14 protein-coding genes and 1 pseudogene are annotated in these 25377 nt (G+C 49.2%); 8 read left to right on the top strand and 7 right to left on the bottom strand.

Features of this window, described 5'->3' with window-relative positions; all coding sequences use genetic code 11:
• Window positions 1-4: 4 nt before the first annotated feature.
• The 4 genes and pseudogenes from V7126_RS08580 to gltB all read right to left on the bottom strand — a co-directional run bounded on the left by V7126_RS08580 (window position 5) and on the right by gltB (window position 8269).
• Entirely contained in the window at window positions 5-1702 is a 1698-nt protein-coding gene (locus V7126_RS08580; protein WP_175075111.1) for a DUF6044 family protein, read from the bottom strand.
• Between the two features lie 130 nt (window positions 1703-1832).
• Window positions 1833-2012, bottom strand: a pseudogene (locus V7126_RS24060) (hypothetical protein); the annotation flags it as partial.
• Between the two features lie 199 nt (window positions 2013-2211).
• Entirely contained in the window at window positions 2212-3693 is a 1482-nt protein-coding gene (gene gltD, locus V7126_RS08570) for a glutamate synthase small subunit (protein WP_046131476.1), read from the bottom strand.
• Window positions 3694-3709: 16 nt separating this feature from the next.
• Complete coding sequence (gltB, locus tag V7126_RS08565; RefSeq protein ID WP_335497530.1) at window positions 3710-8269, bottom strand: glutamate synthase large subunit; 4560 nt, start codon at window positions 8267-8269, stop codon at window positions 3710-3712.
• A gap of 147 nt (window positions 8270-8416) precedes the next feature.
• On the opposite strand from gltB, the gene V7126_RS08560 reads away from it, so the two are divergent.
• Entirely contained in the window at window positions 8417-9319 is a 903-nt protein-coding gene (locus V7126_RS08560) for a LysR family transcriptional regulator (RefSeq protein ID WP_046131478.1), read from the top strand.
• Window positions 9320-9468: 149 nt separating this feature from the next.
• Here the strand turns inward: V7126_RS08560 and V7126_RS08555 are convergent, their stop codons facing one another.
• Window positions 9469-11397 (bottom strand): hypothetical protein, encoded by a 1929-nt coding sequence (locus tag V7126_RS08555; RefSeq protein WP_052948524.1) that lies wholly within the window; start codon window positions 11395-11397, stop codon window positions 9469-9471.
• Window positions 11398-11514: 117 nt separating this feature from the next.
• Here V7126_RS08555 and V7126_RS08550 point away from each other — a divergent pair, with 117 nt between their 5' ends.
• The 4 genes from V7126_RS08550 (at window position 11515) to V7126_RS08535 (ending at window position 17230) form a co-directional block, all read left to right on the top strand.
• Window positions 11515-13089, top strand: coding sequence for an alkaline phosphatase family protein (locus V7126_RS08550; protein ID WP_335497529.1), 1575 nt, complete (start codon window positions 11515-11517; stop codon window positions 13087-13089).
• 120 nt (window positions 13090-13209) lie between these two features.
• Window positions 13210-13683, top strand: coding sequence for a MarR family winged helix-turn-helix transcriptional regulator (locus V7126_RS08545; RefSeq protein ID WP_046130929.1), 474 nt, complete (start codon window positions 13210-13212; stop codon window positions 13681-13683).
• The gene (locus V7126_RS08540; protein WP_046130928.1) at window positions 13680-15407 is read left to right on the top strand and encodes an ABC transporter ATP-binding protein; all 1728 of its coding nucleotides are present in this window, start codon (window positions 13680-13682) and stop codon (window positions 15405-15407) included. Before V7126_RS08545 ends, V7126_RS08540 begins: the two co-directional genes overlap by 4 nt.
• Complete coding sequence (locus V7126_RS08535) at window positions 15404-17230, top strand: ABC transporter ATP-binding protein (RefSeq protein ID WP_046130927.1); 1827 nt, start codon at window positions 15404-15406, stop codon at window positions 17228-17230. Before V7126_RS08540 ends, V7126_RS08535 begins: the two co-directional genes overlap by 4 nt.
• 58 nt (window positions 17231-17288) lie before the next feature.
• Here V7126_RS08535 and V7126_RS08530 read toward each other — a convergent pair whose 3' ends face one another.
• On the bottom strand, window positions 17289-18848 hold the full coding sequence (locus V7126_RS08530; RefSeq protein ID WP_175075106.1) for an alkaline phosphatase D family protein: 1560 nt from the start codon (window positions 18846-18848) through the stop codon (window positions 17289-17291).
• Between the two features lie 312 nt (window positions 18849-19160).
• Here V7126_RS08530 and V7126_RS08525 point away from each other — a divergent pair, with 312 nt between their 5' ends.
• Complete coding sequence (locus tag V7126_RS08525; RefSeq protein WP_046130925.1) at window positions 19161-20366, top strand: cytochrome P450; 1206 nt, start codon at window positions 19161-19163, stop codon at window positions 20364-20366.
• A 47-nt stretch (window positions 20367-20413) separates the two neighbouring features.
• Here V7126_RS08525 and V7126_RS08520 read toward each other — a convergent pair whose 3' ends face one another.
• Window positions 20414-21130, bottom strand: coding sequence for a 3-ketoacyl-ACP reductase (locus V7126_RS08520; RefSeq protein WP_046130924.1), 717 nt, complete (start codon window positions 21128-21130; stop codon window positions 20414-20416).
• A 369-nt stretch (window positions 21131-21499) separates the two neighbouring features.
• Here V7126_RS08520 and V7126_RS08515 point away from each other — a divergent pair, with 369 nt between their 5' ends.
• Window positions 21500-22927: an MDR family MFS transporter gene (locus V7126_RS08515; RefSeq protein WP_046130923.1), complete on the top strand. Its 1428-nt coding sequence runs from the start codon at window positions 21500-21502 to the stop codon at window positions 22925-22927.
• A gap of 222 nt (window positions 22928-23149) precedes the next feature.
• Entirely contained in the window at window positions 23150-25192 is a 2043-nt protein-coding gene (locus V7126_RS08510) for a molybdopterin-containing oxidoreductase family protein (RefSeq protein ID WP_335497528.1), read from the top strand.
• Window positions 25193-25377 lie beyond the last annotated feature (185 nt).

Genomic DNA, 25377 nt, shown 5'->3' with positions numbered 1-25377 from the left:
CTCCTCACTTGGCTTCATATAAATAAATGTTCCAGGCCGATTCGGGATGGCTGAACCGTTTTAAAAACGTCAGTTTGTTTTGCTCGGCATTCATAATCGGTACCGATGAAAAGATATAGCGCCCTCCCATTTCTTTAAAGGCTTCTGCGTTTAACTCCAGGTTGGTGATTTTCTTTTTGGAGTTCTTTTTAAAAGCATAGTGTTTCCCGAGCTCCGCGACGAACAGGTAGCAGCGGCTCCCCCATTCATCAAAGTAGCGCTTTAAGGCGGCGTTTTTATCAAGCTCCTTAGCGATGATTTTCCGGAATTGATATTTGTATTTCAGCGGATAAATATTGGCATACGTATCAAGCGTGTAAAAACCGTTGTACTGGGCAATCGCCGGATGGAGGCCGATGCTTGCCACCCGGTATGAACGCTCTGGCTTCCCGATATATTGTTTGATCTGTTTAAATTGTTCGGATGCGTAAAACTCCCGGAATGACGGGGCATGCCGGTATGCCCCGTACGTCAGCTCCTCATGAAAAGGAACGAGAACGATAAGCTGTGCGGCAAGCGCCGCATACACAAACCGCCGCCACCTTTTTCCGAGCCGCCACAAAATATAGCATGCCGCCGCAAAGCTTACATAGATGATGAGCGGCCGCAAAAAATGAAAGCGGGCGAAGTTAAACGCCGCCAAAAGGCTGAACTTTTCTTTAGGCAATGCCCATAGCTTGTTAAACCATAACGCATACCATAATGAAAGCGCGTAATTGAAGAAGAACAGAAATATAAAGAGTTTTTCTTCGCGGCTGCGCCGTCCCTGTTTTCCGATGGTGATCACCAGAGTAAGCAGGATGACCGGAAGAATGACTGCCGTATGAACCGTCATTACGTGATTGTGGCCAAGGACGAAATTTTTAACCGACAGGCGGAAAGAGTGCCAAAGATCGTGCCTTGATGAGATAAATTCAACGCGGTGCATCGTCTCGCCTGAAGAAAACATCGAATACACAAGGCGGTATTCCACGGCAAGGAAAATCCCCGTCATAAAAGCGATGCTTCCTAAAAACGGAAGGTTCACATCGCGTTTGATGAAGAGGTCATACAGCCAAAGCAGCGATACGGCTGCAAGGAAAAAGAAAAAGCCGAGGACAAAGCTTGAGTAGAGCGGCAAGAGTGCTAGTGTCAGCCACTCTTTCACAGAATAATCGCGCCCCCGAATATTTAAAAAGGCCCAGAGTGCCAGCGGGTGCCCCAGCGTGCTCAGCATTCCGGAGGGCCAAAACGGCGTAAGTGCAAAAGCGAGGGAGACGCCGATTCTGATCAAATAGGCTTTGTCAGCCCGAATGATATGTTTTTTCAAAAGCAGGTACATGCCGATGAAGGCAAACACGCGCGTTATCGTTTGACTAAGCGCATACGCGGTCATCGACGGAAACAAGGCGTGCAGCCAGACAATCCCGCTCCATTCCGTACCGTAGGCGTCGCGGGGCAGCCCGTTGATGATCTGCGGAATGACGGCTTTTACACCCCCGAGCAACTGCCCGCTTTCCGCCAGCACTTTATACCAGGCGATATTCGAGTCCAGGTTGTCGTGAACGCGGATATGGGCGTCTTCGTTAAGTATGTAAAGCGGCAATACATAAAGCAAAATTGCGGTAAAGGCAAGCATGAGACACTTGTTCTCACGGCTGATCTTTTTTGCAAATGACGACATAAAAACAACACATCCATACAGAAATTTGTGGGGCGGCTGTCACTTCTTTGTTATTATTTCTGCAGGTGTTCTGAAAAATTCATCAAAATAAAAAAGGGGCTTTCCGGCAATACGGAAAGCCCCTTTCTTACCGCGGATAGTATGGGTATGGCGGGTAGTATGGGTAATATGGAAAAGGATACGGGTAATAGAAGTACGGGTAAGGATAAAACGGACGAGGCCTTGGGCGCGGACGAGGCCGCGGGTAAGGATACGGATAATATGAATAGGGCTGCTGCCTTTCATCAGTCATATCTTCCAAGTCATCCATGAAATAACCGTTTGCTTCCAACTCAGGTAGCCCTCCTTGTATAGTTTGAATACTTTAGGCTATGATGCTGACTAGAAAATGGAGTACGTACAAATTATTATGTTCTGTAATCCCCCGCGGCAAGCAAAAAGCCCGGCTCACCGACCCGAAAAAACAGGTCATGCTGCCAGGCTGTCATCTATTCATAATCCCCTTTGCTTTACGGTAAAACAGAACTCCCCATTAAATACCGGTCTACTTCGCGGGCTACCTCGCGTCCTTCATGAATGGCCCAAACGATTAAGCTTTGGCCTCTTCTCGCATCCCCGGCTGCGAAGACTCCTTCGACATTTGTTTTAAACTCCCCGTATGGTGCGTCGATTTTATTTCTGACCGCTTTGACCCCGAATTGCTCGAGAAGCGGCTGTTCAGTGCCTTCAAAGCCGATGGCGATGAAAACGAACTGGGCCGGCCAGACTTTTTCCGTTCCCGGAATTTCGTGAAATTCAAACTTCCCTTGCTCGTTTCTCACTTTTTTCATTTGAATCGTGTGCAATTCCTTTAGATTCCCGTTTTTATCTGCGACAAGTTTTTTTGTTTGAATGCAGTACTCTCTCGGGTCTTTTCCGAATTTCGCCTGCGCTTCTTCATAGGCATAATCGAGTGTATAAACGTGCGGCAGTTCCGGCCACATGTTTTCGGCGGTTCTTGTGTCAGGAAGCTTTGGATGTTTGCCGAACTGGACGACGCTCCGCGCCTTTTGGCGCAAAGCCGTGGCAACGCAGTCAGCTCCCGTGTCACCGCCGCCGATGACGATAACGTCTTTGTTTTTCGTATTAATACATTTTTTGTCTTTGAAATTTGAATCGAGCATGCTTTTGATTGTGCCTGTTAAATAGTCCATCGCAAAGTGAACGCCTTTTGCTTCACGTCCTTCAATCTGCAGGTCGCGCTGCTTTTGCGCCCCTGTGCAAAGAATGACCGCATCGTATCGGCTTTTCAGCTCATCTGCCGTAATGTCTTTGCCAATTTCTGTATTGGTGATGAAATCAATGCCTTCCTGTGTCAATAATTTGATGCGGCGCTCTACGACGCTTTTTTCCAGCTTCATATTCGGAATCCCGTATGTCAATAGACCGCCCGGGCGATCGGCACGCTCATAAACGGTGACGGAGTGCCCCGCCTGATTGAGTTGATCGGCGCTTGCAAGGCCTGCCGGACCGGAGCCGACAATCGCAATTTTCTTGCCGGTCCGTTTTTTCGGTATCCGCGGCTTGATCCATCCGTTTTCAAACCCTTTATCAATGATCGTCCGTTCGATGCCTTTGATCGAAACGGCAGGATCGGAAATCGCCACTGTGCAAGAACCTTCACAAGGCGCAGGACAGACTCGCCCCGTAAATTCCGGGAAGTTGTTCGTTTTCAGCAGGCGCTCGAGCGCTTCTTTCCACCTTCCGCGGTAGACAAGATCATTCCATTCCGGAATCAGGTTATGAATCGGACATCCTGACGTATAGCCGCCGATGTCCATGCCGATTTGGCAGAAAGGCGTGCCGCAGTCCATGCAGCGCGCTCCCTGTCTTTTTGAAGCTTCCTCAGAAAATGGAGACGAATATTCGTTCCAGTCGTTTATCCGCGTGAGAGGATCGCGTTCAGCAGGCTTTTCCCGCTTGAACTCCATAAATCCTGTTGCTTTGCCCATTTTCCCCTCCCCTTTCTTACTGTGCCACCGCTTCTTTTGCTGAGGCAGAAGTTTGAATCTTTTGCTTTGTACCGGCTTCAAACGCGTACATCATCGCTTCTTCGTCAGATAAGCCGGCAGCTTTTTGCTCTTTTATCCGCTCTATCATTTGTTTGAAGTCTTTCGGAATCACTTTAATAAACCGGGTGACGGCTGATTCCCAATCTTCAAGAATCGAAGCCGCTTTAGAGCTGCCTGTATAGCGGTAATGGTTATCAATCATCGCTCTCAGCTCCGACATTTCCTCAGGCGCTTCAAGCGTCTCGAATTCGATCATTTCCATGTTGCATTTCCGTTTGAACGCCTTTTTGTCTTCGGCGTACACATAGGCGATTCCGCCTGACATCCCGGCTGCGAAGTTTTTGCCGACATCCCCTAATACAACGACGCGTCCTCCGGTCATATACTCGCAGCCATGGTCTCCGATTCCTTCGACCACAACATTTACCCCGCTGTTTCTGACGGCAAACCGTTCACCGGCGAGCCCGTTAATATAAGCTTCACCGCTTGTTGCCCCGTAAAATGCGACGTTTCCAACGATGACATTGTCGCGGAAAGCCGGATTGAAATCGTCCGGCGCCTTGACGGCGATTTTTCCGCCTGACAAGCCTTTTCCGATATAATCATTGGCATCCCCCGTCAAATAAAGCGACATGCCCTTCGGCACAAATGCCCCGAAGCTTTGCCCGGCAGAGCCCGTAAAGCGCAGCGTGATCGTGTCATCAGGCAGGCCTTCTTCCCCGTACCGTTTTGAGATTTCGCTTCCGGTGACCGCTCCTGTCACACGGTTGATGTTGCGGATCGCAAACGACGCTTCCGCCGGAAGCCCGTTTTCGATCGCAGTGCCTACCGCAGGCAGTATCTCGGTCATGTCAAGCGACTCATCGATTTTATGATTCTGCGGCGTACGGAATGTACGTGCGCCTTCGGGCTGGTGCAGCAGATTTGATAAATCGAGCTGACCGGCTTTCCAATGCGCTTTTGCGCGTTCGCTGACGCGAAGGACATCTGTGCGGCCCACCATTTCGTCAACGGTTCTGAAGCCGAGCTGCGCCATCAGTTCGCGCACTTCCTCTGCGACAAAGCGCATGTAATTTACGATGTGATCCGGGTCACCCATGAACTTTTTGCGAAGCTCAGGGTTTTGCGTCGCGACCCCGACAGGACATGTATCCAAATGGCAGGCTCTCATCATCACACAGCCGAGCACGACGAGCGGGGCTGTGGCGAAGCCGAATTCTTCCGCACCTAAAAGCGCGGCCATCACGACGTCTCTGCCTGTCATTAATTTTCCGTCCGTTTCTAATACAACCCGTTCGCGCAGGCCGTTGAGCATCAATGTTTGGTGCGCTTCTGCAAGGCCAAGTTCCCACGGCAGGCCGGTATGCTTAATGCTCGTTTTCGGAGATGCGCCTGTACCGCCGTCATAGCCGCTGATGACGATGACGTCTGCCGTAGCCTTTGCGACACCGGCCGCAATCGTGCCGACACCGGCTTTTGCGACGAGCTTCACGCTGATCCGCGCATCGCGGTTGGCGTTTTTCAAATCGTGGATCAATTGCGCCAAGTCTTCGATTGAGTAGATGTCATGGTGCGGCGGCGGTGAAATCAAGCCGACCCCCGGCGTTGATCCCCTGACATTGGCAACCCACGGATAGACTTTATTTCCCGGAAGCTGTCCGCCCTCTCCGGGTTTTGCGCCTTGGGCCATTTTGATCTGCAGTTCGTCAGCGTTGACGAGATAGTGGCTTTTAACGCCAAAGCGGCCTGATGCGATCTGCTTGATGGCGCTGCGGCGGTTGTCGCCGCTTTCGTCCGGAATAAAGCGCGCCGGATCTTCCCCGCCTTCCCCGCTGTTGCTTTTTCCGCCTAAACGGTTCATCGCAATCGCCAGTGCTTCATGAGCTTCCTTGCTCAACGAACCGAATGACATAGCCCCGGTTTTAAAGCGGCGCACGATCGATTCAACAGATTCGACCTCTTCGAGAGGCAGCGGATTCCGCGTGTTGTCAAAGGTAAAGAGATTGCGCAAAAAGCCGATTCTTTCTTCGTCCGCAGCCTTGGAATACTGCTTAAAGAGACTGTAATCTCCTTTGCGGCAGGCCCATTGCAGCGTATGGATCGTTTTTGGGTTAAAGGCGTGATGTTCGCCGCCTTTTCTCCATTGAAAATCGCTGCCTGCATCAAGCGTCTCATTTAACGTATCTGCATATGCTTCCCTGTGGCGGCGCTTCGCTTCTTCAGCGATCGTATCAAGCCCGATGCCGCCGAGCTGTGACGCCGTACCTGTAAAGTAACAGTCGATAACATCCTTGCCGATGCCGACCGCTTCGAAAATTTGCGCCCCCCGATAGCTTTGAACAGTGGAGATTCCCATTTTCGACATTACTTTGACGACGCCTTCGGTTACGCTTTTGCTGTATTTTGTGACAGCTTCCTCGTAGCTGATTGAAAGGGCACCTTCTTCAATCGCTTTTTTATACGTAGCGTACGTGAGATACGGATGGATGGCATCCGCTCCGTAGCCGATCAATGCGGCAAAGTGGTGAACTTCCCTTGCTTCACCCGATTGGGCGATGATGCTGACCTTCGTGCGTTTCCCGGCGCGGACCAAATATTGATGCAGAGCGCTGACGGCAAGAAGTGCAGGAATCGGTGTTTTTTGTCCGTCCATTTTGCGGTCGGATAAGATGAGCAGCGTAACCCCTTCTGCAATTGCTTTGTCCGCTTCCTTGCACATGTCTTCAAGTCCGCTTTTCAAATCGCCGGTAAACAGCGTGTCGATCGTCTTGCTTTTAAAATCCTGATGCACAAGCCCTTTCAGCGAGTTGAACTGTGCGTTCGTTAAAACAGGCGTATACAGTTTGATCCTGCGGCAGCTGTTTTCGTTCGGATGAAGAACGTCACCTTCGGCTCCGAGCCATGTCAAAGTCGATGTGACGATCTGTTCGCGGATCGCATCAATCGGCGGATTGGTGACTTGGGCAAACAGCTGTTTAAAGTAATTGAACAGCGATTGCGGCCGGTCTGATAAAACGGCAAGCGGAACGTCATTTCCCATCGACCCGAGCGGATCTTTTCCTTCCGTAATAATCGGAATCAAATATTTTTGAATATCCTCATACGTATAGCCGAACGCTTTTTGGCGGGTCAAAAGGTCAGGCGCAGGTTTTTCCTCTGTTTCCTCGATGTCATTGCTGACATGAACCAAGCCTTTCTTCAGCCATTCCTGGTATGGAAACTCGCCGGCGATTTCTGATTTCACCTCTTCGTCCGAGATGATCCGCCCTTCTTCGAGATCAACCAGCAGCATTTTTCCAGGATCAAGCCGGTCTTTGTACAAAACATTTTCCTGTTCAACGTCAATGACGCCGACCTCAGAGGAAAAAATAATGTAGTCGTCTTTTGTGACATAATAGCGTGCCGGTCTGAGTCCGTTACGGTCGAGAATCGCACCGATCTGCTTTCCGTTTGTAAACGAAATCGCCGTCGGGCCGTCCCACGGCTCCATTAATGAGCTGTGGTATTCATAAAAGGCTTTCTTTTCCTTTGACATGTATGGATTCTCGTTCCACGGTTCAGGAATCAGCATCATTGCCGCATGCGCCGGCGTTCTTCCTGCGAGCACGAAGAATTCAAAAGCGTTGTCCAGTATGGAGGAATCGCTTCCGTTTTCATCCAGGACCGGAAGGACTTTCTTCAGGTCGTCCCCGAACGCTTCGGAAACAAACTGCTGCTCTCTTGCTTTCATCCAGTTCATATTGCCGCGAAGCGTGTTGATCTCCCCGTTATGGATGAGATAGCGGTTCGGGTGCGCCCTTTCCCAGCTCGGAAACGTGTTTGTGCTGAAGCGTGAATGAACAAGCGCAAAAGCCGAAACAAAATCTTCATCCTGCAGGTCTTCATAAAAAGCATCAACCTGCTCAGGCGTAAGCAGCCCTTTGTAGACAATCGTGTTGCTCGAGAGGCTGACGACATAAAACGATTTTTCACGTTCGCGCGCCCAGTTTTCCGCCTGCTTGCGGATGATGTATAATTTGCGTTCAAACGCCAAGTTGTCTTTAAGCTGTCCGTTCGCCCCGATAAATACCTGCCGGACGACAGGGGCGCTTTTTTGTGCCACTGTTCCGATTTTTCCGACATTAGTCGGTACAGTTCTCCATCCGAGCACAGACTGACCTTCTTCTTCGATCAGATGATTAATGTGCGCTTCAATTTGCTCGCGTTCGCTGTCATCTTTTGAAAAGAAAATCATGCCGACCCCATATCGCCCTTTTTCAGGCAATTGAAAGCCGGAACAGACTTTTCTGAAAAAAGCATTAGGAATCTGCATCATAATGCCCGCTCCGTCTCCGGTATGCGGGTCACTGCCCTGACCGCCCCGGTGGTCCAATTGACAAAGCATTTGCAATCCTTTTTTGACGATATCATGGGTAGGAATGCCTTTTAAGTGAGCGTAAAGACCGATTCCGCATGCATCATGTTCAAATTCAGGACGGTAGAGACCTTGCGCTTTCGGTAATTGGTTATAAGTCATAGTTCCTCTCCCCCGTTCATTTTTCCCGTTAATCCCCGGTCATAAAATCTTACAAATTCTAATCCTATTGTAGGTTTTCAAATCTATACAAACAATATATAATTTAGATTAAAACAATCTCATTTTGAGATGAGCAGGTGAAACACGATGGAATTACGCCAGTTGCACTACTTTATGGAAGTAGCAGAAAGGGAACACGTATCAGAGGCCGCCATGCATCTCCACGTCGCCCAGTCGGCGATCAGCAGGCAGATTGCCAACCTCGAAGAAGAGCTCGGCGTTGACCTTTTCGAACGCGAAGGCCGAAATGTTAAACTCACACCGATCGGAAGGCAGTTTTTGGATCACATTAAAACCGCGATGAAAGCGATCGATTTTGCGAAAGAACAAATCGATGAGTATTTGGACCCTCACAGAGGAACCGTCAAAATCGGCTTTCCGACAAGCCTTGCGAGCCAGTTTCTTCCGACCGTCATTTCCGCGTTTAAAGAGGAGTATCCGAACGTCGCTTTTCATTTGAGACAGGGTTCATATAAATTTTTAATTGAAGCGGTGAAAAACAGGGACATCGATTTGGCTTTTCTCGGTCCTGTTCCGACGAACAATGCCGATATTAAAGGAGACATTTTATTTACGGAAAGCATTTTTGCCCTCGTTCCGGTCAACCATCCGCTCGCTGAACAGAAAAGCCTTCATTTAGGCGATCTCAGAAACGACAATTACGTGCTGTTTCCGGACGGGTTCATCTTTCGGAAAATGGCGGTAGACGCTTGTAAACAGGTGGGATATACCCCGAAAATATCGTCGGAGGGCGAAGATTTGGATGCGGTAAAAGGGCTCGTTTCCGCCGGGATAGGAGTAACGCTTTTGCCGGAAAGCGCCTTTAATGAAACAACCCCCCGTTTTACGAAGAGAATCCCGATTGATTATCCTCAGGTCAAACGGACCGTGGGGATTATCACGCCGAAAAACAGGGAGCTTTCCCCATCTGCAAAAGACTTTTACCAGTTTGTGAAGAAGTTTTTCTCGCGCCTTCAGCAATATCAATAAAACCGATCAGTCAGCCGGGTGCTTTCGCCCGGCTGGTTTAATTATTTTATCATAAAAAGAAAATTAATGTCTGAATTTTTAGTCTTTTGTTCTCCGGATGAGTTTTTTCTTTATTAAAATGGCCGCCTTCAAAAAAGGCGGCCGTTCCCTCATTCCTTCGGCATTTGAAGGCTCATTAAATAGTCGATGACTGCTTTTTGTTCCTTTTTAGAAAAACCGCTTTTCGGGTCGATCCAAAATTCGTGTCCCTTCCCCGTGATTCTGACGGCTTTTACATCTGGCGAAGCCGCATTGCTCTTGATCACGCGAGTCCTGAGATCCCTGTCGATCAAAGCGAGCAGGCTGTTATAAGGGTCGGCCGGTTTGCCTTTTGCCAATGTTTCCGTGATGCCTGTTTCCTTGAGTGAGCTTCCGACCGCGGCGCCGCCGTCGTGCAAGTATGGGGCGCTCCAATAAAGACCGATAAGGCTTGGGACTTTATAGCCGCCCGGCGAGCCGTTTTTCGCCCATGCCAGTTCGACTTGCTTTGGATCAAAATGGTTTGTCGGCACCTTGAGCACCTTTGCGCCGCTTTTAACCGGAACCGTCGTACTCGGCGCGTACATCGTGCTTTCGCCAAAGATCTTTTCCGTTTTTTTGAAAGACTGGGCCCTTGTCGGCTCAGTGCCGATTTCTTTCGCTGATATGACCTTGTTATTCGTGAAATAACGGCCGGAATGGCAGGATATGCACCCCGCTTTTGCGAAAACGGCTTTTCCTTGTTCGATTGACTCCCTGGCCGCTTTTTGCGGCGGCTTCGGAGGTTCAAGCGTGTTTTGCCAAGCGGATACGGCGTTGTTTTCTTCGTTTACCTTTTTGTCCGGAGAACCGACGTGAACACCGTCCGGCGCAGCCAGCGTAATCTTCGGAAAGCTTGGCGGCCTGACCATCTGATTGACGCCCGGAACACCCGGGGTCGGATCAGCTTTTGCAAAAAACGCTGAAGGGCTCTCCCCTTTTTCAGGATGATAGCGGTACGACCGATCTGCCGCACGCTGGAGAATCGTTCCGATGTACACGTCAGGACTTATTCCGAAAAGAGCCCTGCTCCCGGGGGCTTGTGAGAGGCTGTCAGAGTTTTGTGCATGAACGTTGTTGCTGAACACGCTTAAGCCTTTAAACGGACCGGCCATGGCGGCTCCGCTCCAGCTGTATGGATGGTCGCCCAATGTATAAGCATCCGGAATTTGCGTCGGATTGCTTTTCATATCGATCGTCGAGTCGAAAAAGCCCCTCGGCCATTTTAGAAAAACTTGATCGACTGCGGTTTCAAGCTTATCCGGATCGGGAAGGCGCTCTTTCTTGCCGTTTGCCGCAGTAATCACAGGGCTGTTGTCGTTGATGAACCGTTTGATGCTTTTGATTTCTGAATGTGTAAAATAAGCGGCCGAATTTGTCGCAAGGGCCAGCAACAATCCGGTGTTCAAATCCGGATTTGTCACCCCTTCCATCACCTGCATCGTCTTCGGATGTGTCGTCGCGTGGCAGGCCGCGCAGCTGATGCCGGCTTTGATTTTACCGTCCGAATATTTAAACGGCATTCCGAGGGGAGCGAAGGCTCCTTTCGGCACATCGATTCCGGTATCGATCACCTCCCCTTTTTTAAACGTCTTTCCGCCAATGTTCGCCGTTTTGGCGAGCTCGACCCGTAAATTTGTCGTTCCTTTCCCTTTGAGCGCGGCAATCGCTTTTGTCATATTCGTAACCGTGATCGGTCCGTCAAGGAGTCCCAGGATATCGGTCAAAAAAACTTCGTTGCCGAATGTCTCCTTATAAAATACGTCCCTTCCCAACTGATGGAGCCGATCATCGACTTTTACCGCACCCTTTTGGCTTGAAACCCGCAGGCGGTCAGCATCTTTGTTTGAAACGAATGTTCCCCACATGTCATATCCGTTCGTCCTGTTTTCTTTTGAGATGACTTTTTCTTTGGGCGGCATATAAGCATATTCGGGTTCAAGACATCTCAGCGTCAAAAAGACGGCGGCGATTAAAACCGCGGCAATTGCAAGGATCGCCGTGAATTTATGTTTTCTCACGTCGTTTTACACTCCTTTCTAAATGATTAGATTTCCCCGTTTTACCAGCTATATATGTCAGACATCCATGGCAAAATATGCTTATCATCCGCCCGATTTGTAAAGGAATGAAGCCATATGAAAAAACTGACCATCATTGCAATCATCCTCTTATGCGCGCTGTTCTCATTTATCATATGGATCAATGCCGGGGAGGAAAGACAGACGCCGGCGGCTGAAAACATTGAAGCGGTCAAAACGGCAGATAAACCCGTCATCGTGCTGATCGTGGATTCTTTAATGGACCGGCCTTTGAAAAAGGCCATCAACGAAGGACGCGCTCCGGCCCCTCGATTCTTTTTGGAAAAGGGCAGCTATCATCCGGGAGTCGTCAACGCGTATCCGACCATGTCTGTTTCGATTGACAGCACCATCATGACGGGAGCTTATCCTGACCGTCACCGCGTAGCAGGACTTGTCTGGTATAACCAGGACGAACATCGGATCGTCAACTACGGGAGCGGCAAAAGCGACATTGCCGCACTCGGGGTGAAACAGCCGATTAAAGACGCCATGTATGCTTTAAATCAAAAACATTTAAGCCCGCAAGTGAAAACGGTTCACGAAGAACTGGAAAAACGGGGAAAGCATTCCGCTTCCATCAACGGCCTCGTGTACCGCGGCGGATATGATCATGACCTGAACATTCCGCCTCCTGTCAAACGCCTTGGCCTGATGCCTGAAAAGATGGCCGTAAAAGGCCCGGCTATCTTTTCATTCGGCCGTTTTGCCCAAGCAGATCCTCATAACCGCTATCAGCGGATTTGGAACGGGTACGGGCTGAATAACAAATTCACTGCACAGGAACTGTCTTATTTGATTAAGAAACACAAGCTTCCTTCCCTGACCGTAGCCTATTTTCCCGATAATGATCACAGCACTCATCATAAAGGACCGGCGGATACAAGCGGATTGGAAAAAACGGATCAGCAGCTTCAGCGCATTCTAAACGCCTACGATTCCTGGGATGCCGCCGCCGAACAAGCGGTATGGATCGTTATGGGAGACAGCGGCCAGACGTCCATCGGCCGCGACAGGCAAAAATCGGTGATTCGGCTCCGCTCTCTTTTTGGCGATTACCGGATTCCGAAAATTGATAAAAGACCCAGTGAGAAAGATCAACTGATGTTTGGCGTAAACGACAGGATGGCATTTATATACATGCTTGATCAAAGCATATCTGTAAATGACGCCGTAAAGCCGCTCAAGCGCGATGAAAGGGTCGGCTTTGCAGCCTGGAAAGACGGCGGCTGGGTATATGCTACCTCAAAACAAGCGGTAAAACCGCTTCGCTTCCGCCCCGGCGGAGGATTTGCCGATCAGTACGGACAAACCTGGACGCTCGACGGGGATTTTTCCGTATTGGATTTGTCGGCTGACGGAACGTCTCTTTTCTACGGCGATTATCCCGATGCCCTCGCCCGGCTTTTCAGCGCCTTTCACTCCCATCCCGGCCGGTATATCATCGCTGATGCGAAGCCCGGTTTCCAATTTGCCGATCACACATCGCCGATACACCCCGGTGGAGGCGGACACGGCTCTCTTTATAAAACGGACAGCCTCGCTCCGATGATCATCACAGGCTCCGAAGAAACGCCCGAACATTTCCGCCATGTCGATTTAAAAGATTTTTTCCTCAAACTCGCCGAGTAGCCTGACACAGTCAGGCTTTTTTATTCAAAGGTTTTTCGTTGACACGATTTTGCTGTTGTATGTAATATAATGATAGCTATTTAGTTTACTTACTTAATTAAATTTGAAGCAGGTGCCATTATGAAACAAAACCAAATCAACCGTGATGCGGCGGTTGAGCAATTAATCTGCGCTTTTAAGCGGCTCCGACGCTCGGAAATGAGCCGGTCGTTCCCTGAGATGGAGTGGAAAAAAAGCGAAGCCAAAGCGTTGATGTTCTTAAATGAAACAACGGGGCGAGAAGGCAAAAAGGTATCGGAGATCAGCCACTTCCTGAATGTCACGTCCCCTTTTGTGACACAGCTTTTAAACAGGCTCGAGCAAAAAGGGCTGATTTTCCGCCGCATGGATCAAGCAGACCGGCGGATCGTCCGCATTTTTTTAACAGAAGTGGGAAGAAGCGCGGCGGACGAAGTGCACAAAAAGCTGAATCAGTGGTTCGGCCAGCTCGTCTCGTATCTTGGCGAGACAGAGAGCAGGCAGTTTGCCGATCTGATTCATAAAATGTCCGACTTTATTGAATGCAAAAAAACTGAAAAGAAGGTTGAAACATGATTTCTCTTTTAAAATACTTAAAACCTTACAGATTGCAAGTTGTCTTTGTAGCGCTTTTTACGCTGCTCGGCAGCATGCTGGAGCTTTATTTGCCGACGTTAATGGCGGATGTCGTCGATATCGGCATTGTGAACTCGGATATTACATATATCCTCAAAATCGGCGTGTGGATGGTGGTTTGCTCGCTCCTCGCGATTTTGTTGACGATGGGAAAAGCATTCTTCGCCTCGAGAACGTCTCTTGCTTTCGGCAGAGACATCCGCAGAGAGCTGTTTGTCAAAGTTGAACATTATTCGCTTGAGGAGTTTGGAAAAGTCGGCGCCTCTTCCCTCATCACCCGGACGACGAACGATGTCAAGCAAGTTCAGGATGTTCTGAATATGATGCTGTCATTGATGACGAGAGCGCCGCTCATGCTGATCGGCGGCATCGTTTTGGCCGTATACAGGGATGCGAAGCTGTCCTTGATCTTTGTGGCGTCACTGCCGATTTTGGCTGGACTGATTTTTCTGATCACAAGAAAAGCCGTTCCCCTTTTCGGCGTCCTGCAAAAAAAGACGGACGGCCTCAATCTTGTCCTCCGTGAAGGGCTGACAGGCGTCCGCGTCATCCGCGCGTTTAACCGCGCAGATCAAGAAAAGGAAAAATTCCGGAAGGCCAATCAGGAATTCCGCGATACCGGCATCGCTGTCAACAGAATTATGGCGTTTTTATTTCCTGTGATGATGATCATGATGAACTTTACCAATATCGCGATCATCTGGTTTGGCGGAATCCGCATTGATCAAGGCGATATGCAGGTCGGAAACTTAATGGCCTTCCTCCAGTATGCATCGATGATTTTGTTCGCTTTGATCATGCTTGCGATGACGTTCGTAATGATCCCGAGGGCTCAGGCTTCCGCCGACCGGATTAACGAAGTGCTGTTGATCAAGCCGAATATCACAGATCCTAAGCAGCCTTCAGAACATACCGGCCTCCGCGGTCATGTTGAATTTAAAGGCGTCACATTCCGCTATGCCGGAGCCGAAAAACCCGTCCTCGAAGATATTTCATTTCATGCAAAACCTGGTGAAATGACCGCGATCATCGGAAGCACGGGTGCGGGGAAAACGACGATTCTGCAACTGATTCCAAGATTTTTCGACGTTGAAAAAGGTTCGGTTCTCGTAGACGGAACGGACGTCAGAAAGATCCCGCAGAAAGAGCTTCGCGAAAAGATCGGTTACGTTCCGCAAAAGGCTTCTTTATTCAGCGGAACAATCAAAGAAAATGTCCTATTCGGCAAAGAAGATGCAACAGACGAGGAAGTGACAGAAGCGCTCGAAACCGCTCAGGCTTCAGAGTTCGTCAAGGAAAAGGAAAACGGCATCGACTCGTATATCGAGCAAGCGGGCGCCAACCTCTCAGGCGGACAGAAGCAGCGCCTTTCGATCGCCCGCGCCCTCGTCAGGAAACCGGAAATCTACCTTTTTGACGACAGCTTTTCAGCGCTTGATTACAAAACAGACCAAAAGCTGAGAAAGGCGCTGAAAGAAACAACTGCTGATGCGGCCGTCATTATCGTCGCCCAAAGGGTAAGCACGATCACTGAAGCAGACCAAATCATCGTGTTAAATGAAGGAAAAATAGCCGGAATCGGCACACACCAACAACTGCTGGAAGAAAACAGCATCTATCAGGAGATCGTCGCATCCCAGCAGACTGAGGAGGAGAGCGCATGAGTAAAAAAGAACATCGGCATCCAGGCTCTATGACTCCTGTTATGCAGCAGCAAAGACCGAAAGAATTTAAGAAAACGATTTTAAGGCTTGCCGGCTATTTGAAGCCGCGGACGTTTCAGCTTGTGCTGGTCATCATTGCGGCGATTTTATCGACATTGTTCAATGTCATCAGTCCAAAGCTTCTTGGAGACGCCACCTCTTCCCTATTCGAAAGCTTTACGAAGGGAACGGGCGTACAGTTTGGATTTCTCGGCCGGATTACGCTGATCCTTGCAGGGCTGTATTTACTTTCTGCTCTATTTACATTTTTGCAGCAGTACTTGATGGCCGGAGTCGCCCAAAAAACCATTTTTGAAATGCGCCAGGAAGTCAATGAAAAACTCTCGCGGCTTCCTTTAAAATATTTTGACAAACATTCGCACGGTGATACGCTGAGCCGCGCGGTCAACGATATTGACAACATCAATACATCGCTTCAGCAGGCGCTCACGCAAATGATCACATCGGTGATCACCATCTTGGGAATCATCATCATGATGCTGTTGATCAGTCCGGTGCTGACGCTTGTCGTGTGCATCACGATTCCGCTCAGCATGCTTGCCGTGAGACTGATTGCCTCTTTCTCGCAAAAGCACTTTGCCGCACAGCAGAAGGAAATCGGCTCCATTAACGGGCATGTTGAGGAAATGTTCACTGGCCATCAGGAAGTGAAAGCGTTCGGCCATGAAGACAAAGCGATTCAGCAGTTTGACGAAATAAATGAGCGTCTGTACCAATCCGGCTGGAAATCGCAGTTTATTTCCGGATTAATGATGCCGATGATGACATTCATCGGAAACCTCGGCTATGTTTTCGTCAGCATTACAGGAGGCATTTTTGTTTTAAACGGAACGATTCTTGTCGGAGGCGTTCAAGCTTTTATTCAATATACCCAGCAGTTTTCCCAGCCGCTTGTCCAAGTCGCCGGCATCGCCAACACGATCCAATCGGCGATCGCTTCCGCGGAACGGGTGTTCAGCATTTTGGATGAGGAAGAGGAAATGAGGGAAACGCCTGCCGATCTCGATCTTGCGACATTAAAAGGCGATGTATCATTTGAACACGTCGCGTTCGGCTATGATGAAAGCGTTCCGGTGATCCGCGATTTAAACATTGATGTCAAAGAAGGCCGGACGATCGCGATTGTCGGACCGACCGGCGCCGGCAAAACGACGATTATCAACCTGCTGATGAGGTTTTATGAAGTAAACAGCGGCAAAATCAAAGTCGGCGGCACGGATCTCACCGATCTGTCGCGCGAACAGGCAAGAAGCATGTTTGCGATGGTTCTTCAGGACACATGGCTGTTTAACGGAACGATCCGCGACAATATCGCATACGGACGCGAAGGCGCGACAGAAGAGGAAATCATTCAGGCGGCCAAAAGCGCCTATGCCGACGATTTTATCCGCACCCTCCCCGACGGCTATGACACGGTATTGACGGAAGATGCGCAAAACATCTCCCAGGGGCAGCGGCAATTGCTGACGATTGCAAGAGCGATTTTGGCAGATCCAAAGATTTTGATTTTGGATGAAGCGACAAGCAGCGTCGACACCCGGACGGAAATGAACATCCAAAAAGCGATGAACAGGCTGATGGAAAACCGCACGAGTTTTGTCATTGCCCATCGTCTTTCTACAATTAAAGATGCGGATCTCATTCTCGTAATGAAAAACGGAGATATTATCGAAAAAGGAAGCCATGAAGAGCTTCTGCGCCTAAAAGGCTTTTATGCAGATTTGTACAACAGCCAGTTTTCACAGGAGGAAGCTGTCAGCTAAAAAGAAAAGACTGTGCCCAAAAGCGCCGACACGCTTTTTAAGGCACAGCCTTTTTTATTTACATATTTTCATAGACGCGGCGGACACCGGGCCGTCCATTCTCGCAAATGAATGAAGCAACGGTTTCGATCGGTGCACCAGGTCTTGATACATACTCGAGAAGCCGGTAATCGGTTCGCCACTGCTGCGGCGTCACCGTGCAGCGTACATAGCCGCGCTGATCGTTAAAAAATTTCAAATGGGGATTTTCTGCATAAAGGATGTCAGGATTTTTGATTGTATTCGCACGATCTCCCCCAGACGTCACGGAGGTTCCGGCAAATTCAGCGCCGACCGTTGTCGAATTTGGGTTATCAAAATCGCTTTTGATGTCAAAAACCCAGTTCGTATGAACGTCCCCTGTCAAAACGATAGGGTTTGAAATATGCTGCTTTTGCAAAAATTCGACAACCTCGTTTCGTTCGGCCGAGTATCCGTCCCACCCATCCATCGGCAATACTTTAACATCACCGTCCTGGTGATCGACCTGCGAAAAAAAGACTTGCTGGGCGAGGACGTTCCAGATCGATTGTGAACGGCGAAGTCCGTCATACAGCCATTTTTTCTGTTCATGTCCTAAGATCGTCCTTGAGGGGTCGGTCGATTCAAAGCTCGGAGGCTTATTGCCGTCTTGATTGGCCTGATCGTCCCGATATTGCCGGGTATCAAGGATATGAAACTCCGCCAAGTCGCCGTATGTGACTTTCCGGTACATCTGCATATCCTCGGCCCTTGGCAGCGACGACCGTCTGAGCGGCATATGTTCATAAAAGGCCTGATATGCGCTTGCCCGCCTGAGGATAAAAGGTTCAGGAGGCTGATTTTTTTCTGGAGTCAGCCCGGCGTAGTTGTTTTCCACGTCATGGTCGTCCCATGTCACGATCCACGGAAAAAGCGAGCGGGCAAGCTTATAGTCGCGATCATACAAGTACTGGGCGTGACGCGTTCTGTAGTCGTCGATGGTCAAGGTTTCCGCACCTTTATGAAGGCGGACATTTTTAGCGTTTGTGCCTGGGCCGTACTCATAAATCGCATCTCCTAAATGCAAAACAAAGTCGAGTTCTTCTTCGGCAATCCGGCGGTATGCGGTGTAATATCCTTCTTCAAAATGCTGGCAAGAGACAAAAGCGAATACAAGCTGATCAACAGAGGCGGTTTGGAGGGGAAGCGTTTTCGTGCGGCCTGTCTGGCTGGTTTCATACCCCGCATGGAAGCGATAATAATAAACGGTGTCAGGTTCAAGCCCCTCGACTTCGGCATGAACAGAATGGGCATACTCCCGTTTGGCTGTCTCTTCTCCTTGCTTGACGATCTCCCGGAATTCAGGATCGCGGGCGACTTCCCATTTCACGGTCACGTCTTCTGGAGGCATCCCTCCCCCATTAAGCGGCTCTGGAGCGAGCCGGGTCCACAGCACTACTCCGCCGGGAAGAGGTTCTCCTGAGGAAACTCCTAACGTAAACGGGTATGCGGTAAACTTCGGCACTTTTTCCGCCGATGTCCTCCCATCTGATTCTGCTGTCAGCAAACGACCGTCTGCGGTTTTCTCGTGAAAAGACTCTGAAACGTTTGTTTTCATATCAAGTCTCCTTTACGATTAAATTGAAAACAGCCAAGAGCTTTCCGGCAGGTTCACTTTTTTGTAAGCGCAATCATTCCTTTCATCTATTAAAATATACTGCTATTTAAAATGTAACAGACAAGCCCTGATATGTAAATGAATCCCATCTGAGAACCGCATATTTTGTCCCTTTTCAAAGCGCAACTTTTGTCCGGTTGACAAATTTTTCAAAATATGTCCGTTGAAACAAATGCAAAAAGGGTGCTAACGTAATGGTATGAACCGGTTCATGGAAATCTATTTCGACTGATTCAAAAAAGGAGAGTTACCATGACAAATTCGATTCAAACCAGCAACCGTTACGCGAATTGGATTCCGATGAAAGAAATCAGCTCAAGCAAAGACCGGCTCTTCCCGTTTCCTATTTATAACCGGCTTCGGCAGACAAGCCCTGTGCGCTTCGATGACGATCGAAAGTGCTGGGATATTTTCGCTTATGAAGATGTTCAATATGTATTGAAATCGCCAAAGCTCTTTTCTTCAAAACGCGGCGGGGACATGCAGGGAAAAACCATGCTGACGATGGATCCGCCGCGGCATACAAGCATGAGGGCGATCGTCAATAAGGCTTTTACACCGAAGGCGGTGAAGCAGCTTGAATCGCACATCGGCGAAGTGACAGCCTTTCTGCTTGATGAAACAAGAGACAGGCGGTCGTTTGATTTGGTAGACGATTTGGCAGCTCCCCTCCCTGTGATTATCATTGCTGAGCTGCTCGGTGTTCCGCCTGAAGACCGCAGCATGTTCAAGCACTACTCTGATATATTGGTTTCGGGTGCTTCAGACAGCTCGGATGAAGCCGTCAAACTGATGAGCAAACGGCGCAAAGAAGGCAATGACTATTTAAAAGACTACTTTAAAAGGATTATCAAGGAACGCAAGAAGTCGCCCAAAGAAGATTTGATTTCGCTTTTGATTCAGGCTGAGGTAGAAGGAGAGAAATTAACTGAAGAGGAACTGCTCGGTTTTTGTACGCTTCTTTTGGTGGCCGGCAATGAAACGACAACCAATTTGATCGCGAATGCCGTCCGCTATCTAACAGAGGACGCACACACACAGGAGGCCGTCAGACATGATTTGTCCCTCGTGCCTCATCTCGTTGAAGAAACGCTGCGCTACTATCCGCCCGTGCAGGCGATTGGCCGCGTCGCAGCCCAAGATACCGAGATCAGGGGCGTTTCGATTCCAAAGGGCTCTTCCGTCATCAGCTGGGTGGCATCGGCCAATCGGGATGAAACCAAGTTTGACGATCCTGAATCCTTTAGGCTTGACCGCAAGTCAAATCCACATATGAGTTTCGGCTTTGGCATCCATTTTTGCCTTGGGGCTCCCCTCGCCCGCCTTGAAGCGAACATTGCCCTGTCGCATTTGCTTCGGCATGCATCGGTGGAAAGGGATGACCGGGTGAAGCTTGAAGCGATTCAAAGTCCGTTTGTTTTCGGCGTCCGCCGGCTTCCGGTGCGGCTTTTATATTAAATGACAGAAAAAGGACAAGCCCCCATGGGCGCTCGTCCTTTTTTCTTTTATGGATTTGTTGACCACATACCTGCAGATTTAATGAAAATGCGCGGGTGCAGTTTAAGCTGCGCCACCATGAATTCCGCAAGGTCTTCCGGCTGCATGACGCGCTCAGGGTTTCCGTCGGTCAATTTTGATTCGATTGCCAAATCTGTGGCGACTGTGCTTGGCGTAAGTGCGCTCACCCGGATGTTGTGCTTTCTGACTTCCTGCATTAACGATTCTGTCAGGCCGAGGACCGCAAATTTAGATGCGCTGTAAGCGCTCGTGCCTGCTGCGCCTCTTTGACCCGCTGTTGAAGAAATATTAATAATATCTCCTGCTTTTCTTTCGATCATATCAGGCAGAACAGCGCGGGTTACGTTGTATACGCCCATCAGGTTGACTTGGATGATATTCTCCCATTCCTCCGGAGTCTGTTCAAGAAAACCTGCAAAACCGCCGATTCCGGCATTATTAATGAGAATATCGATGCTGCCGAGCTCTTTTTTTACAGATTCAACTGCGTTTTCCACGGCTTTTAAATCCTTCACATCCGCTTCTGCAATCGACACGTTCACGCCGAAAGCCTTCAGCTCTGCCGCCGTTTTTTCAAGGTTGGCCATCGTACGGCCGACAAGGCCGATATGAACGCCCTCTTTCGCCAGGGCGAATGCGGCTGCACGGCCGATTCCTCTGGCTCCGCCTGTAATCAGGGCCGTTTTGTTTTGTAGAGATTGCATAGCAAAACTTCCTTTCAATATGTATGTACATGAAAAGTATAAAGAAATCCTAAATCGTTAACAAATAAAATGCTCGGGCCGGCGTTTCATCAAAATATCCGACAAGTGTCTTACAACGCAGGCTTTTAAGAAACAACCTAACAAATTTATTGTAAAAATGGCAAAGACCAAGTATACTCATATAGTTGCCAATCGTAAGAAAAAAGTCTATAAAATGGCGGTGGAGACACGTAAACAGATAAAACGAAAATACAGATGATACACGAGAGGATTTGACTCCGGGTCAAGTCTTCATTTTATATGACAGCTAGCTGTCTGAAGCGGAACATGCCCCGGCTTCGGCAAGATGGTTTTTACAGGAGGAATGGTATGGAACAAAAACTAAATTCCAAAGCAATACTGATTACATTTATGATTGGCGCTTTCTTCGCAATATTAAACGAAACATTGCTCAATATTGCCTTAACCGAATTAATGGATGCCTTCAGCATAGATGCTGCGACCGTTCAATGGCTGGCGACCGGCTTCATGCTAGTAATGGGCGTTTTAATGCCCGTTTCGGCCCTTTTCATTCAGTGGTTTACAACAAGGCAGATGTTTATCGGCGTGATGACCGTATTTTTGGTTGGAACGGTTATTGCAGCCTGTTCGGTGAATTTTCCGATGCTGCTGGCCGGACGGATGATTCAGGCTGTCGGCACCGGATTGTTAATTCCCATTATCATGAACGCTTTGCTTTTAATGTACCGCCCGGAAGTCCGCGGAAAGATTATGGGGACGTTCGGCCTGGTCATTATGTTTGCTCCAGCAATCGGTCCTACATTATCGGGGGTTATCGTTGATTTATTAGGCTGGCGCTGGCTGTTTATCATCGTGATTCCGTTTGCTGTTTTTTCGATTCTATTCGCCGCGAAGTATTTGCAGAACGTCGGTGAAGTAACACGCCCCCGTGCAGACGTTTTATCGATCATTTTGTCAACGATCGGTATCGGAGGCATGGTTTACGGCTTCAGCAGCGCCGGTGAGGCTTCGCATGGATTTGCGTCTGCGACAGTCATTACAGTGATCGCTGTCAGCCTGATCAGCCTTGTGCTGTTCGTGCTCCGTCAATTGAAGCTGGAAGAGCCGTTATTGGATATGCGGGTGTTTGCCTATCAAAATTATTCGCGCGGTCTGATTCTTTTTGTGATCGTCATTATGGCGATGTTTGCATCGGAAATTGTGATGCCGATGTATTTGCAGGGCCCTCTCGGCTTATCTGCAAAGACCGCCGGGCTGTTGCTGCTTCCCGGTGCGCTGCTGAACGGCCTTATGTCCCCTGCGATGGGCGGCTTATTCGATAAGCTCGGACCGAGAAAGCTCATCATACCGGGCACCGTCGTATTGGTCGGCGTCATGGTTTTCTTCAGCAACATCGGTCCTTCCATTCCGATATGGTCGTTTATCTTGGTATATATCGTCTTAATGCTGTCGATCTCCGCGATCATGATGCCTGCGCAGACGAATGCGCTCAATGAGCTGCCGAAGAAGCTGTATCCGCATGGAACAGCCGTTGCCAACACTCTCCAGCCTGTAGCAGGGGCTCTTGGTGTTTCGGTTTTTGTAAGCATCATGAGCCAGGGGAAACAAAGCTTCCTGGAAAAACAACAGGCGCCGGCCAGCGAGCAAATCATGAATGAAGCGATGACGCACGGCATCCATCATGCCTACTGGTTTGCGCTGGCATTGACCTGCATCGCTTTTCTGATCTCATTATTCATTAAAAAGGCGGTTGCGCCGGATTTTGACGAAAACTAGGATCCTTCAGGGCCCCCGGCTTTTCCATCAGGAGAATGCCGGGGGTTTTTTATGAAACGTGAAATGCCGGCAAATTCTTAGCCGCTCTTTCCTTCGCCGGTGATTTTGTACAGACAACAGGCAAAATGTCCTGTCGGCGGATTTTTCAGAATTGACGGGATGTTGTGACATGATATAATGCTAGAATCATATTCATTTTTTCATCGGAAAGGAACGGAGTCCATGGAATCTTATGTTCATCAAAAGAACGGCATTTTCAAATCCGTATGTTCACTTGACTGTCCTGATCAATGCGGTCTTCTCGTTCATAAAAAAGACGGCAAGATCGTTAAAATTCAGGGCGACCCGGATCATCCGGTCACACAGGGCAACATATGCAATAAAGTCCGCAACATGACGGAGCGGATTTACGATCCGAAACGGCTGAAGACGCCGCTGAAACGGACGGGCCCGAAAGGATCCGGGACATTCGAACCGATCAGCTGGGATGAAGCGATCGACACCATTCGCACCCGCTGGACGGAGCTGATCGAAAAAGAAGGCCCGGAAAGCATTTTGCCCTATAGTTTTTACGGAAATATGGGGAATTTGACAGCCGAAGGAATGGACAGGCGCTTTTTCCACCGTCTCGGATCAAGCCAGCTTGAACGGGCCATCTGCACCCCTGCAGGCTCAGTTGGGTATCAATATACGATGGGCGGAAGCATCGGAACAGATCCCGAAGATACAACAGAGACGAATCTGTTTATATTCTGGGGAATTAACGCGGTCTCAACGAACATGCACCAAATAACAATCGCCCAAAAGGCGAGAAAAAACGGCGCAAAAATCGTTGTCATCGACGTTCATAAAAATCAGACCGGCAGAATGGCTGACTGGTTTATCCCGATCCTGCCGGGTACAGACAGCGCCCTTGCTCTCGGCATCATGCACGTTTTATTTGCCGAAGGCATGGCCGATGAAGCGTTTCTTAAAGAATATACGGTCGGCCATGAAGAGCTGCGCCGGCATGTTTTGCAGTACGATCCTGATACGGTTGCGGAGATTACCGGCGTTCCCCGTGAGGATATCGTCGAGCTTGCCCGTCTGTACGGAAAGACCTCCCCTTCCCTCATCCGCATCGGGAACGGGCTTCAGCATCATGACAACGGAGGCATGATCGTCCGGACGATCGCGTGTCTGCCTGCCATTACAGGACAATGGGCGGTAAAAGGAGGCGGCGCGATTAAAGGCAATACCGCTTTTTTGGCCTATAATACAAAAGCGCTGCAGCGCCCTGACTTGCTGAACGGCAGAACGCCGAGGGTCATCAACATGAATCAGCTCGGCAAGGCCCTCCTGGAAATCGATCCGCCGATCCGCTCTTTATTTGTATACAGCAGCAATCCGGCCGTTGTCGCTCCTGAAGCGAACAAGGTCAGAAAAGGACTCGAGCGCGAAGACCTGTTTACGGTCGTCCACGATTTATTTTTAACGGAAACCGCCCGGTATGCCGATATCGTGCTGCCCGCCTCTTCCGCTTTTGAAAATATGGATTTTTACACATCGTACTGGCACCACTACACGCAATTGCAAAGACCCGTCATCGAAAAGTACGGCATGAGCAAATCCAATACAGAAGTGTTTCGCCTTCTCGCAGAGGCGATGGGCTTTGATGATGAGCCGCTGAAAGATTCGGATGAAGAGATGATCAGGCAGGCCCTTGATTATCCTGCCAATCCGTGGCTTGACGGAATCGATTTTGACAGCCTGTCTGAAAAGCATTTTGTCAAAGCGAAAAGAGAGACCATTTTTCCCGAGCGGCTCCCGACGCCAAGCGGAAAAATCGAATTGTATTCGAAAAAGATGGAACAGGACGGCTATCCCGCCCTGCCGACTCATACTCCCCTTTTGGAGACTGGAGAATACCCGTTTTTATTCGTGCCCGGGCCGAACCATAATTTCTTGAATACGACGTTTTCAAATAACGAAAAACATATCAAATTGGAAAAGGAACCAAAGCTCCATATCAACATAAAAGATGCGGAAGAAAAAGGCATCGAAAACGGCGACTCCGTAAAAATTCGAAATGACCGAGGAGAGTGCATCCTGACCGCCGCAGTCGGAGAAAACGTCCTTCCCGGCGTCGTCGTCAGCCAAGGACTGTGGGCCGACAAAGACGGAAAGAATTATCTCGTCAATGCGCTAACCCCGGACCGCTTATCCGACATGGGAGGAGGAGCAACCTTTTTTTCAGGAAGAGTGCAAATTGAAAAAATGGATTGAAAAGACTGGTGAATATTCACCAGNNCCCCTCTTAAATATGTCCTTTTTTTGAAATATAAGGTTATTTTATAAAATATAGTAACTGGATGCCGATGCAAAATATGTCAGGGCCCGACGGAGATCTTTTTTAGAAGGTCTCAATCTACTTACACGGAGGTAAAGGAACATGAGAATTAACCACAACA

The sequence above is a fragment of the Bacillus sp. JJ675 genome, from assembly GCF_036963165.1.
GTDB classification, from domain to species: domain Bacteria; phylum Bacillota; class Bacilli; order Bacillales; family Bacillaceae; genus Bacillus; species Bacillus glycinifermentans.
This window is presented reverse-complemented; position numbering and strand designations above follow the sequence as displayed.

What these genes read in the sequence shown, in the direction of transcription:
- V7126_RS08580 (WP_175075111.1), bottom strand. Translation starts at nt 1,702, where the DNA reads ATGTCGTCATTTGCAAAAAAGATCAGCCGTGAGAACAAGTGTCTCATG.
- gltD (WP_046131476.1), bottom strand. Translation starts at nt 3,693, where the DNA reads ATGGGCAAAGCAACAGGATTTATGGAGTTCAAGCGGGAAAAGCCTGCT.
- gltB (WP_335497530.1), bottom strand. Translation starts at nt 8,269, where the DNA reads ATGACTTATAACCAATTACCGAAAGCGCAAGGTCTCTACCGTCCTGAA.
- V7126_RS08560 (WP_046131478.1), top strand. Translation starts at nt 8,417, where the DNA reads ATGGAATTACGCCAGTTGCACTACTTTATGGAAGTAGCAGAAAGGGAA.
- V7126_RS08550 (WP_335497529.1), top strand. Translation starts at nt 11,515, where the DNA reads ATGAAAAAACTGACCATCATTGCAATCATCCTCTTATGCGCGCTGTTC.
- V7126_RS08545 (WP_046130929.1), top strand. Translation starts at nt 13,210, where the DNA reads ATGAAACAAAACCAAATCAACCGTGATGCGGCGGTTGAGCAATTAATC.
- V7126_RS08540 (WP_046130928.1), top strand. Translation starts at nt 13,680, where the DNA reads ATGATTTCTCTTTTAAAATACTTAAAACCTTACAGATTGCAAGTTGTC.
- V7126_RS08535 (WP_046130927.1), top strand. Translation starts at nt 15,404, where the DNA reads ATGAGTAAAAAAGAACATCGGCATCCAGGCTCTATGACTCCTGTTATG.
- V7126_RS08530 (WP_175075106.1), bottom strand. Translation starts at nt 18,848, where the DNA reads ATGAAAACAAACGTTTCAGAGTCTTTTCACGAGAAAACCGCAGACGGT.
- V7126_RS08525 (WP_046130925.1), top strand. Translation starts at nt 19,161, where the DNA reads ATGACAAATTCGATTCAAACCAGCAACCGTTACGCGAATTGGATTCCG.
- V7126_RS08520 (WP_046130924.1), bottom strand. Translation starts at nt 21,130, where the DNA reads ATGCAATCTCTACAAAACAAAACGGCCCTGATTACAGGCGGAGCCAGA.
- V7126_RS08515 (WP_046130923.1), top strand. Translation starts at nt 21,500, where the DNA reads ATGGAACAAAAACTAAATTCCAAAGCAATACTGATTACATTTATGATT.
- V7126_RS08510 (WP_335497528.1), top strand. Translation starts at nt 23,150, where the DNA reads ATGGAATCTTATGTTCATCAAAAGAACGGCATTTTCAAATCCGTATGT.